The sequence below is a fragment of the Brucella sp. HL-2 genome, from assembly GCF_025846885.2.
In the GTDB taxonomy this organism is placed as follows: Bacteria; Pseudomonadota; Alphaproteobacteria; order Rhizobiales; family Rhizobiaceae; genus Brucella; species Brucella quorumnocens.
Map to the genome: position 1 here is coordinate 271334 of NZ_JAOYTK010000001.1, position 12304 is coordinate 283637.

A 12304-nucleotide genomic window follows, 5' to 3' on the forward strand; every position below is an offset into this window, starting at 1 on the left:
CATGGCTGACCAAAGCAATTCCTCGTCCGCAGGCGATAGCCGAAGCGACACACAAGATTCAGAAGGACAAAGTACGCAGCGGTCGCAGGCGACCGAAAAGCGTTCCCTTTTGTCGAACATTTTTCCCTTCATGCGTTCGCGCCAATCATCTTCTTTGCGTGAAGATCTGGCCGATGCGATTTCCAGCACCGCAAGTGAGCAGGACTCAGTTTTTTCGCCTGAAGAAAAGGCGATGCTGCACAATATCCTGCGTCTGCGTGAAATCCGTGTCGAAGATGTGATGATCCCGCGTGCTGATGTGGTGGCGGTTGAAATTTCCACTCCGCTTTGGGAAGCGCTGGAGCTGTTTGAAAGTTCCGGTCATTCGCGTATGCCGGTTTATGCCGAAACGCTGGATGATCCGCGCGGCATGATCCATATCCGCGATGTGCTCAATTATATCACCAAGCAGGCACGTCAGAAGACAACCCGTCGTACCACGGCGCGCAAGACCGCCGAGGCAAGTGCCGCCAAGTTCGACATGGGGCGCATTGATCTCACCAAGACGATTGGCGAGCTTAATCTCATGCGCAAGGTGTTGTTCGTGCCGCCATCGATGATGGCGAGTGGACTGATGGCGCGCATGCAGGCGTCCCATATTCAGATGGCATTGGTCATTGATGAATATGGTGGCACAGATGGATTGGCGTCGCTCGAAGACATCGTTGAAATGGTTGTCGGTGACATCGAAGACGAACATGACGACGAAGAAATCATGATCGCCGAAGAGGCAGATGGCGTGTTCGTCGTCGATGCCCGCGCGGACCTTGATGAATTGTCTCAGAAGATCGGCTCTTCCTTTGAAGTGGGTGAGCATGGCGATGACGTCGATACGGTCGGCGGCCTTATCTTCTCCGTTCTGGGACGTATTCCATTGCGCGGCGAAGTCGTACAGGCGGTTCAGGGCTATGAATTCCATGTGCTTGAAGTTGATCCACGTCGCGTAAAACGTGTTCGGATCGTGCCTCTTTCGGAAGCGGATCGCCGCAGACAACAGCGCTCCGTGAGCCCGGTGAAATCGGATGATGCGTCCGAGGTCACGACTGAAACAACGGAAACGTCCAAAGAGGCTTGATGATAGAGAGGCTTGCGGGGAAGATCTCTTCTATGAGCGGTTGGCGTCGTGCGCTGACCGCTTTTGTCAGTGGTGCCGTGGCGACGCTGACCCAGCCACCATTCGATATTTTCATCGCGGGCTTCATTGCCTTTCCGCTGCTGGTCTGGCTCATTGATGGTGCCATCCCCGATAAAGACAAAGGTCCTATCCGTCGCTTTTTCCCGGCAGCGCTCATCGGCTGGTGGTTCGGCTTCGGTTATTTCGTATCTGGCCTCTGGTGGATCGGCACAGCACTTCTGGTTGACGCGCAGCAGTTTGCCTGGGCCATACCGCTCGCGGTTCTTGGTCTTCCGGCATTTCTTGCGATATTTTACGGGCTGGCTGCAATGCTCGCCCGGTTGTTCTGGTCGGACGGTATCGGGCGAATTTTTGCGATAGCGCTGGGCTTTGGTTTCGCCGAATGGCTGCGCACATTCGCTTTCACGGGCTTCCCATGGAACGCACTCGGCTATGCCGCAATGCCCACGCCGATGATGATGCAATCGGTGGAAATCATTGGCCTTGTCGGGATGAGCGCGCTTGCGGCGCTAGCTTTTTCAGCACCGGCGCTGTTGAGCGGCGGCCGTCTGGCAAAGACCGGTATTATCTTGGCCGTTCTGCTGATTGCTGCCCATATCGGCTTTGGCGCATGGACCCTGTCGAAAGCACCAGCCCTGGATGCGGATCGGACAACGCTTTCGGTCCGGATTGTGCAGCCGTCCATTTCGCAGAGCCTGAAATGGGACAACAATGAACGTCGTGCGATCTTCGATAAGTTTATTGCCATGACGCAACTGCTACCTGCAGAGGGAAAACCGAAGCCTGATGTGGTTATCTGGCCGGAAACGGCTGTGCCTTACATTCTGTCATCGACGCCTGAAGCACTCGCGCTGATTGGTGATGTGATTGGCGACGATCAGGTGTTGCTTACAGGGGCGGTGCGTGAAGAACTCGTGCCGCGGCGCGACCCGCGTTATTACAATTCGATCCTCACGATCAATGGTCAGGGACGGATCACTGATTATACCGATAAGGTGCACCTTGTGCCCTTCGGTGAATATCTGCCCTTTGAAGGTATCTTGCGCAGTCTAGGGCTTCAGGAAGTGGTGGAAATGCCGGGCGGCTTTACGGCGGCAAAGGCGCGTCACGCAATCAATGTGATGGAAGGACAAACCTTCTTGCCATTGATCTGTTACGAAGCGATTTTCCCTGATGAACTGTCCTATACGGGCCGCAAAGTGACGGCGATTGTGAACGTCACGAATGATGCATGGTATGGCGATACGCCGGGTCCCTATCAGCATTTTCGACAGGCGCAGGTGCGATCCGTCGAGCAGGGCCTGCCATTGGTTCGTGCAGCTAATAATGGAATTTCGGCCGTCGTTGATGCCTATGGTCGAATCATCGAGGAATTGCCACTCGATGCTGTCGGTGTAATTGATGCCTATTTACCTGAAGAGCGTGTCCCATTTTGGGGCACCGCACCGGGCAGCAAACAGACTCTTTCACTCCTATTAACCCTACTCGCCGTATGCGTGTGGTTCAGGTTGTCTTTCCGACGGCGTTTTCATTGACACGGCAATTTTGTTAAGCTGTTATGCTCGCGCTGTGACGGTTTCTTTCGAAAACCAGTCTGACTACCTCCCACAATGTATTTTATCCCTGTTCGGATGAACAGGCCATGAATGAAAGCTCGCGGTTGCGAGGAGTGAAAGCCGTATGATTGAGAATAAGAAGAAACCCAACCCCATTGATGTGCATGTGGGCAGCCGCATTCGCCTTCGTCGCAATATGCTGGGTCTCAGTCAGGAAAAATTAGGCGAAAGCCTCGGCATCACATTTCAGCAGATCCAGAAATACGAAAAAGGCACCAATCGCGTTGGTGCCAGCCGTCTTCAGGCGATTTCTTCCATTCTCACGGTTCCTGTGGCCTTCTTTTTTGAAGATGCGCCCGGTTCAAACCCCACATCGCAGGCAGGCTTTGCCGAGGACAATGAAGCGACTTACGTTGTTGACTTTCTGAACTCGAATGAAGGTGTGCAGCTTACCCGTGCATTCACGAAAATTGCGGATCCGAAAGTGCGCCGCAAGATCATCGATCTGGTGAAGTCGCTCGCCGCCGAAGGCGAATAAGGCCTCAAACACGGCTCCCAAACGTGGGGGCAGTTTTGGGCGTAAGAAACACTTCAAGAAAATAATGAAAGCGCATCGTTTGAATAAAACTCAAACGATGCGCTTTCATTTGTTCACAAAAGCGTAAGCCGGAAGGATTTTTTCCAGCAACGCTGTGTCGCAACAAGAATATCCATTGACGGTCCAATCCCAACTTCGCTAACACAATGATGTGCCCGGAACCTGTTTATCACTCCGGGCGCTACTGTGTTTCCAAAACGGACATTCGCTCCGTTGGATTTTCAAGAGGGGTTACCCGTGTCGCGCAGTTCTTATCTCTTCACCAGCGAATCGGTGTCCGAAGGTCATCCGGACAAGGTTTGCGACCGCATTTCCGATGAAATCGTAGACATGATTTACAAGGAGGCGCGCCGTACCGGCGTTGACCCCTGGACCGTCCGTGTCGCGTGTGAAACGCTTGCCACCACCAATCGTGTGGTTATTGCCGGCGAAGTGCGGGTACCTGAAACTTTCCTGAAGAAGAATAAGGACGGCTCTGTCGCTCACGACAAGGCAGGCCATCCTCTAATCAATCCTTCCCGTTTCCGTTCTGCAGCCCGCAAGGCGATCCGCGAAATTGGTTATGAACAAGACGGTTTTAACTGGCGTACGGCGAAAATCGACGTGCTTCTGCACCCACAATCCGCCGATATCGCGCAGGGCGTGGATAATGCAGCCGACCGTCAGGGTGAAGAAGGCGCTGGCGATCAGGGTATCATGTTTGGCTATGCCTGCCGTGAAACACCGGATCTGATGCCAGCTCCGATCTATTACTCGCACAAGATTCTCGAAAAGCTGGCAGAAGCCCGTCATAAGGGTGAAGGCGATCCAGGCAAGCTCGGACCCGATGCCAAGAGCCAGGTCACTGTGCGCTATGAGAACGGTAAGGCTGCGGAAGTAACCCAGATCGTTCTTTCCACACAGCACCTCGATGCAAGCTGGGATTCCAAGAAGGTCCGTTCGGTTGTCGAGCCTTACATTCGTGAAGCGCTTGGAGATTTGCCAATTGCGGCAAACTGCAACTGGTACATCAATCCAACCGGCAAATTCGTCATCGGCGGACCGGATGGTGATGCAGGCCTGACGGGCCGCAAGATCATCGTCGATACCTATGGTGGTGCCGCTCCGCATGGTGGCGGTGCTTTCTCGGGCAAAGACACGACCAAGGTTGACCGCTCTGCCGCTTACGCAGCGCGCTATCTTGCAAAAAATGTCGTTGCAGCCAACCTTGCTGACCGCTGCACGATCCAGCTTTCCTACGCTATCGGCGTCGCCCAGCCACTTTCGGTCTATGTCGATTTACATGGCACCGGCAAGGTGGATGAATCGGCGGTCGAAGAAGCATTGCGCAAGGTCATGGATCTTTCGCCGAGCGGCATCCGCAAACATCTTGATCTTAACAAGCCTATCTATGCCAAGACTTCGTCTTACGGTCACTTTGGCCGCAAGCCGGGTCGTGACGGTTCCTTCTCCTGGGAAAAAACCGATCTCACCAAGGCATTGAAGGCTGCTCTTTCAGCCTGATTGTTTGGAGAGTATTTCCAGCAAACTGCGAAGCAACTTTGCTGGAAAAGCGCCACAATAAAAAAGTTAGAGCAGGTCCAACAACCTCGTTCTGACTGGAATCGCGATAAATGACTGATGAATCCCATCCTGTACGCGCGGCCGGAAATTTTTTCGGCCGCCGTCATGGCAAGCCACTTCGTCCGCATCAGAGTAATCTGTTTGAGGATTTGCTGCCGCGCCTGAAAATTGACCTCGACACAGCTACGCTACAGGATTTGCGCTCGCTGTTTGAAGTGCCAGTCGAAAATGTGCGTATGGAAATCGGCTTCGGTGGTGGCGAACATCTCCATAACGAGACGGGCCGTTATCCTGACACAGGTTTCATCGGCGTAGAGCCTTTCGTCAACGGCATGGCCAAAATGCTGGCCGTCCTTGATGAAGCGCCACGCAGCAATCTGCGTCTTTACGATGAGGATGCGACAGCCGTTCTCGATTGGCTACCGGATGCTTCGCTGGTTGGTATCGACCTTTTCTATCCCGATCCATGGCATAAGCGTCGTCACTGGAAGCGCCGCTTTGTGAGCGACGAAAACCTTGATCGTTTCGCGCGTGTGCTGAAGCCGGGTGGACGATTCCGTTTTGCTTCCGATATCGAGCATTACGTTAACTGGACACTCCAGCATTGTGGCAGACATGACGCTTTTGAATGGCAGGCAGAAGGACCATCCGACTGGAACGACGCCTATGAGGGCTGGCCAGGTACGCGCTACGAGGCCAAGGCTTTTCGTGAAGGCCGCCGTGCAGCCTATCTGACATTCATTCGGCTTTGAAACGGAAGCAAATTGCGGCCTTGAAAAAATTCGCATCCGCTGGTATATAAGTTTCAAATTCTTGGTCGTTTGAACAAGAGTGGGTCCCCCCGGTCCCGCTCTTTTTTGTTACTTACGGCTCTGTAAAAAAGGTTTATCGGGTGACGGAACAGGAACACGCAGTTGAAGCCGTAAGCGCAGATGATCGCATCATTCGCGAAACGGGTATCGATGCAAAAGTAGCAAACATCGTGGAACCGGTGATTAACACGCTGGGTTTTCGCCTTGTGCGTGTGCGCCTGTCCGGCCTTAACGGTCAGACATTGCAGATCATGGCCGAGCGCCCTGATGGCACCATGACGGTTGAAGATTGTGAATTGTTGAGCCGAACAGTCGCTCCGGTTCTGGATGTCGAAGATCCGCTTAGCGGCAAGTATCACCTGGAAATTTCGTCGCCGGGCATTGATCGCCCGATGGTTCGCAAGTCCGATTTTTCGGATTGGGCCGGACATATTGCCAAGGTTGAAACCTCTATCGTCCATGAAGGGCGCAAGAAGTTTCGTGGTCGTATTGTGATCGGCGATGCAGATTCGGTCGTGATTGAAAGCGATCAGATTTCTTACGGAAACGAACCTGTCGTCCGCATCCCATTCGATTTGATTTCGGATGCGCGTCTGGTTCTGACCGATGATCTAATCCGTGATGCGCTGCGCAAAGACAAAGCTCTACGTGAAGGCCGCATTCCCGGAGATGACCTGGGCGATGGTCACGGTTCTGATCTTGATGGTGAGGCTGAAGAGGTTGCGCCACCGGAAGCCGAAACCGAAACGGAAAAGAAATAAGTTTCAAAGTGAGTTTCAGGCGTCCGGTTCTCGAAGAAGACCGGATGCGTCACCAAGGAGAGACCTATGGCAGTCAGTGCAAACAGGCTGGAACTTCTGCAAATCGCTGACGCGGTCGCACGTGAGAAGTCTATTGACCGCGAGATCGTTCTTGCGGCCATGGCCGATGCTATCCAGAAGGCAGCGCGTTCGCGGTATGGACAAGAAAGCAACATCCGCGCCGACATCAATGCGAAGTCGGGCGAGATCAAGCTTCAGCGCCTTCTCGAAGTGGTCGAAACCGTAGAAGACTATTCCACGCAGATTTCGCTGTTCACTGCACGTGATCGCAATCCCGATGCGCAGGTTGGTGATTTCATTGCCGACCAGCTGCCGCCAATGGATTTCGGCCGTATTGCTGCTCAGTCAGCCAAGCAGGTCATCGTGCAGAAAGTGCGCGAAGCCGAGCGTGACCGCCAGTATGACGAATTCAAAGATCGTGTTGGCGAAATCGCCAACGGTACAGTCAAGCGCGTGGAATACGGCAATGTGATCGTTGATCTCGGCCGTGGCGAAGCCATCGTCCGTCGCGACGAACTGATCCCGCGTGAAGCATTCCGCTATGGCGATCGCATCCGCGCCTATGTTTACGACGTGCGTCGTGAACAGCGTGGTCCGCAGATCTTCCTGTCACGCACCCATCCATCTTTCATGGCGAAGCTCTTCACCATGGAAGTGCCGGAAATCTACGACGGCATCATCGAAATCAAGTCGGTTGCCCGTGATCCGGGTTCGCGCGCCAAGATCGCCGTTGTATCCCGCGATGCATCGATCGATCCGGTTGGTGCCTGCGTTGGTATGCGTGGTTCCCGCGTTCAGGCTGTTGTTGCCGAACTGCAGGGCGAAAAGATCGACATTATTCCATGGTCGCCAGATGCGGCTTCCTTCATTGTCAACGCGCTTCAGCCTGCTGAAGTTGCCAAGGTTGTTCTCGATGAAGATGCAGAACGTATTGAAGTTGTCGTCCCGAATGACCAACTATCACTGGCAATTGGTCGTCGCGGTCAGAACGTGCGCCTTGCTTCGCAGCTGACCGGCTGGGATATTGACATCCTGACGGAAGACGAAGAATCCGAACGTCGCCAGAAGGAATTCGCCGAGCGTTCGAACCTCTTTATGGAAGCCCTCAACGTTGATGAGATGGTTGGTCAGGTTCTGGCTTCCGAAGGCTTTGCCTCTGTTGAAGAGCTTGCTTATGTCGAGCCAGGCGAAATCGCTTCTATCGACGGTTTCGATGAAGACACCGCCGGTGAAATTCAGGAACGTGCACGCGAATTCCTGGAACGCATCGAAGGCGAGCAGGACGACCGTCGCAAGGCGCTTGGTGTCGAAGACGAACTTCGCGATCTTCCAGGCCTGACCACAGCAATGCTGGTTGCGGTTGGCGAAGATGGCGTGAAGAACATCGAAGACTTCGCTGGTTATGCCGTTGACGATCTTGTTGGCTGGCGTGAACGCAAAGACGGCGAAACGGTTACTCATACCGGTATCCTGACGCCATTCGATGTTTCTCGTGTTGACGCGGAACAGATGATCCTTACCGCGCGTTTGAAGGCTGGTTGGATCACGGAAGACGAACTGGTTTCGGTTGAAACCGACGAAGATGCTGAAGCTGGCGAGGAAGAAGCCGCTTCGTAAAGTATCAGAACACAATGCTTTTGCGCCCGGAGCGATCCGGGCGCAAAAGTTGCTGTTTCAGAGTTTCATGTTGAGAAGTGACGTAAGCTCTGCTAGGCCGCTGCCAGATTTGTAATTGAGTTGATGGTGATCGATGGCAAAGCCCGACCTGGCTTGGAGTTGCGCCGAGCTTGGAGTTGTGTGTGGAGCAGGATATGAATGACAGAACCTGTATCGTCACGCGCGAAAGCGGTTCTGCTGATGACCTGATCCGTTTTGTAGCAGGTCCCGATGGCTCGGTTGTGCCGGACCTTAAGCGAAACCTGCCCGGCAGAGGCTGTTGGGTCAAGGCCGAGCGGCGTCTGGTCGATGAAGCCGTCAAGCGCAAGCTTTTTGCGCGGGCGTTGAAGGAAGGCGTAACGCCACAGGCAGATCTAGGCGCGCTGGTTGACCAGCTGCTGACGAAATCCGCACTTGGCAGTCTGGCTTTGGCGCGCAAGGCAGGCGCTGTGGTGTCTGGATCGACCAAGGTGGATCAGGCGATCCGCTCGGGCGCTGCGGCACTTGTGTTGCATGCTCAGGAAGCGGCCTCCGATGGGGTTCGCAAGCTTGATCAGGCCCGTCGCGTGGTGGTGCATATGGATGGCCCCGAAATCCCGGCCTTCTCTCTTTTCAAAGGAGAAGAAATGGATTTGGCATTTGGGGGTGGAAATGTGATACATGCAGCCGTGCTCGACGGAAAGGCATCCGTCGGTGTGGTGCAAAGGGTGCTTTTATTGCATCGCTATCGTGGTGAAAGCCACTAGCGCAGTTTAAGGAAAAGTGGGAACCGGTTTCCCGTTTGAAGCTGCGCCAATAAAACTGTCGCGGAAAGGCGGTTGCCAGTTTCCGATCACGACAGGTGAAGAAATAGGGTTTAAAGCGCGTGATCCTCAAGGATTGCATGAGCGCGCTTTATGAAATTGAAACGGCAGTCCGACACTGCTGTGGTATAAATTAGTAGAGCGGTTCTCTTAATCCCGAGAAGACGGGATCCGCTCTGGAGCATGAACTGGAAACTCGGCTTGGTTGCCGAAACGGATCATGCACTGAAGTGGATGACTGGAGCATTATTCAAAATGATCTGATCTGATTGGATACTGCTCGAGTAAAGCGGCTGAAGCTGCGAAGGAAACGGAAACGTAATGAGCGATAAAACAAACGACGACAAGACGCTGAGCGTCAACTCCAAGAAGACGCTGACCATCAAGCGGCCAGGCGTTGAGCAGAGCACCGTGCGCCAGAATTTCAGCCACGGCCGCACGAAGGCTGTCGTCGTTGAAACTAAGAAGCGCAAGTTCTCACGGCCTGATGAGAAGCCTGAAGTGGAAGTAGCGGCACCAAAGCCTGTAGCTGCACCTGCTCCGGCAACTCCCGCAGCTGCGGCCCCACAGACGCCTGCACCAGCAGCGACGTCCGCACCTGTAGTGACACCTGCACCAGCAGCTCCCGCAGCGGTGGCTCCACAGGCACCTGCACCGGCAGCGACGCCTGCACCGCAGCAGCCAAAGGCTCCTGCGGCAGCAGGACCTGCAGCGCCTGTAACGACGCCTCGGCCGCATGTTGCACAGCAGCAGCCGCGTAATCAGCAGCGCCCCGGCCAGCAGTCACAGCGCCCACGCCAGTCTGATCGCTCGGGTATGGTGTTGAATACGCTGTCACGTTCGGAAATGGATGCACGTCGCCGCGCGCTGGAAGGTGCGTTGGTTCGTGATGCGGAAGATCGTGTTCGCGCAGCTGAAGAAGCCAAGCGTCGCGCCGAAGAAGATGCACGCCGCGCCAAGGAACGTGAAGAATCCGCTCGCCGTCAGGCAGAGGAAGAAGCACGTCTGAAGGCAGAAGCAGAAGCCAAGGCGCGTGCCGAGGCGGAAGCAAACAAGCGCATGCCACAGTCGGAAGGCCGTTCGGAACAGCGCGGCGATTCCCGTCCTGCACCGCAGGGTGGTCGTCCGCAGCATTCGGGTCGTCCCCCACAAGGTGGCCGTCCGCAGCAGAATGCGCGTCCGGCAGCCCCTGCTATTGCTGATGTTATCCCAACTGCAAACAAGCCGCTTCCACAGAGCCAGCAGCGCAAGCCAGGCGGAGCCGGCGGTGATGACGATGATCGTCGTGGCGGTGGTCTGACTGCCGCTCGTCGCGGTGCACCCGCAAAGCCGGAAGTGCGCACGCCAAAGGTCACCAAGACCGAAGATGATCGCCGTCGTGGCAAGCTGACAATCTCCAGCAATCTGGAAGATGAAGGCCGTTCGCGTTCGCTGTCGGCAATGCGTCGCCGTCAGGAAAAGTTCAAGCGTTCGCAGATGCAGGAAACCCGCGAGAAGATTTCTCGTGAAGTGACCGTGCCTGAAACGATTACACTTCAGGAACTCGCACAGCGTATGGCTGAGCGTTCCGTCGACATCATCAAGTACCTGATGAAACAGGGCCAGATGATGAAGCCGGGAGATGTGATCGATGCCGATATGGCGCAGCTGATTGCTGAAGAATTCGGCCACACAGTTAAGCGCGTTGCTGAATCCGACGTTGAAGAAGGTATCTTCAACGTGGTGGATGATCAGGCAGCACTCGTGTCGCGTCCTCCTGTTGTTACCATCATGGGTCACGTCGACCACGGTAAGACCTCGCTTCTCGATGCGATCCGTCAGGCCAATGTGGTATCGGGTGAAGCTGGTGGCATCACACAGCATATTGGTGCTTATCAGGTCGAACAGAACGGCCAGAAAATCACCTTCATCGATACGCCGGGTCATGCTGCCTTTACCGCAATGCGTGCCCGTGGTGCGCAGGCAACCGACATCGCCATTCTGGTGGTCGCAGCTGACGACAGCGTCATGCCGCAGACGATCGAATCGATCAACCACGCCAAAGCGGCCGGTGTTCCGATCATCGTTGCCATCAACAAGATCGACAAGCCAGCTGCCGATCCTCAGAAGGTTCGTACTTCGTTGCTGCAGCACGACGTCTTCGTGGAATCGATGGGCGGTGAAGTGCTCGACGTCGAGGTTTCGGCCAAGAACAAGATTAACCTCGACAAGCTGCTTGAAGCGGTTCTGTTGCAGGCTGAAATTCTTGACCTCAAGGCTGATCCGACCCGTACGGCAGAAGGCGTGGTCATCGAGGCCCAGCTTGATCGTGGCCGTGGTTCGGTTGCAACCGTTCTGGTCCAGAAGGGTACATTGCGTCCGGGTGATATCATCGCTGCCGGTAACGAATGGGGCCGCGTGCGCGCTCTGGTCAACGACCATGGCGATCATGTGAAAGAAGCTGGTCCTGCAATGCCGGTTGAAGTCCTCGGTCTTCAGGGTACACCACAGGCTGGTGATCGTTTTGCCGTCGTTGCCAACGAATCCAAGGCCCGTGAAATTGCCGAATATCGTCAGCGCCTTGCTCGCGATAAGGCTGTTGCACGTCAGTCTGGCCAGCGCGGCTCGCTTGAACAGATGATGAGCCAGTTGCAGGTGACAGGCACGAAGGAATTCCCGCTTGTTATCAAGGGCGACGTGCAGGGTTCCGTTGAAGCGATTATTACCGCTCTCGAAAAGCTGGGTACCGACGAAGTGCGTGCGCGCATCGTTCATTCGGGTGCAGGTGGTATTACGGAAAGCGACGTATCGCTGGCCGAAGCTTCCAATGCAGCGATCATCGGCTTCAACGTTCGTGCCAACAAGCAGGCACGTGATGCAGCCGATCAGCAGGGTACTGAAATCCGCTACTACAACATCATCTACGATCTGATTGAAGATGTTAAGGCAGCAATGTCCGGCCTTCTGTCGCCAGAACGCCGCGAAACATTCATTGGTAATGCGGAGATTCTCGAAGTCTTCAACATCACCAAGGTGGGCAAGGTTGCCGGTTGCCGCGTCGTTGACGGTAAGGTCGAACGTGGTGCAGGTGTACGCCTGATCCGTGACAACGTGGTTATCCACGAAGGCAAGCTCAAGACACTCAAGCGCTTCAAGGACGAAGTGTCGGAAGTACCGATGGGTCAGGAATGCGGTATGGCGTTCGAAAACTACGATGATATGCGTGCAGGCGATACGATCGAAGCGTTCCGCGTCGAGCACATTACGCGTACGCTGTAATAAACGACAGCCAAACGAAACTTCTACCCGTCCGCAGACAATGCGGGCGGGTATTTCGCGCCC

General features: G+C 54.8%; 9 protein-coding genes. All 9 read left to right on the top strand.

What is annotated here, in order from left to right; translation table 11 throughout:
• Position 1: 1 nt before the first annotated feature.
• Entirely contained in the window at positions 2-1114 is a 1113-nt protein-coding gene (locus tag OIV19_RS01335) for a hemolysin family protein (protein WP_095447788.1), read from the top strand.
• On the top strand, positions 1114-2709 hold the full coding sequence (gene lnt, locus OIV19_RS01340; protein ID WP_264230469.1) for an apolipoprotein N-acyltransferase: 1596 nt from the start codon (positions 1114-1116) through the stop codon (positions 2707-2709). The genes OIV19_RS01335 and lnt overlap by 1 nt, the downstream gene beginning before the upstream one ends.
• Positions 2710-2854: 145 nt before the next feature.
• Positions 2855-3268 (top strand): helix-turn-helix domain-containing protein, encoded by a 414-nt coding sequence (locus OIV19_RS01345; RefSeq protein ID WP_095447790.1) that lies wholly within the window; start codon positions 2855-2857, stop codon positions 3266-3268.
• Between the two features lie 297 nt (positions 3269-3565).
• Positions 3566-4831 (top strand): methionine adenosyltransferase, encoded by a 1266-nt coding sequence (gene metK / locus OIV19_RS01350; RefSeq protein ID WP_095447791.1) that lies wholly within the window; start codon positions 3566-3568, stop codon positions 4829-4831.
• Between the two features lie 110 nt (positions 4832-4941).
• On the top strand, positions 4942-5643 hold the full coding sequence (trmB, locus tag OIV19_RS01355) for a tRNA (guanine(46)-N(7))-methyltransferase TrmB (protein ID WP_264230470.1): 702 nt from the start codon (positions 4942-4944) through the stop codon (positions 5641-5643).
• A 140-nt stretch (positions 5644-5783) separates the two neighbouring features.
• Complete coding sequence (rimP, locus tag OIV19_RS01360) at positions 5784-6464, top strand: ribosome maturation factor RimP (protein WP_095447793.1); 681 nt, start codon at positions 5784-5786, stop codon at positions 6462-6464.
• Between the two features lie 66 nt (positions 6465-6530).
• Complete coding sequence (gene nusA, locus OIV19_RS01365; protein WP_095447794.1) at positions 6531-8141, top strand: transcription termination factor NusA; 1611 nt, start codon at positions 6531-6533, stop codon at positions 8139-8141.
• A 194-nt stretch (positions 8142-8335) separates the two neighbouring features.
• The gene (locus OIV19_RS01370) at positions 8336-8926 is read left to right on the top strand and encodes an RNA-binding protein (protein WP_036567503.1); all 591 of its coding nucleotides are present in this window, start codon (positions 8336-8338) and stop codon (positions 8924-8926) included.
• A gap of 378 nt (positions 8927-9304) precedes the next feature.
• The gene (gene infB / locus OIV19_RS01375) at positions 9305-12241 is read left to right on the top strand and encodes a translation initiation factor IF-2 (RefSeq protein ID WP_095447795.1); all 2937 of its coding nucleotides are present in this window, start codon (positions 9305-9307) and stop codon (positions 12239-12241) included.
• Positions 12242-12304 lie beyond the last annotated feature (63 nt).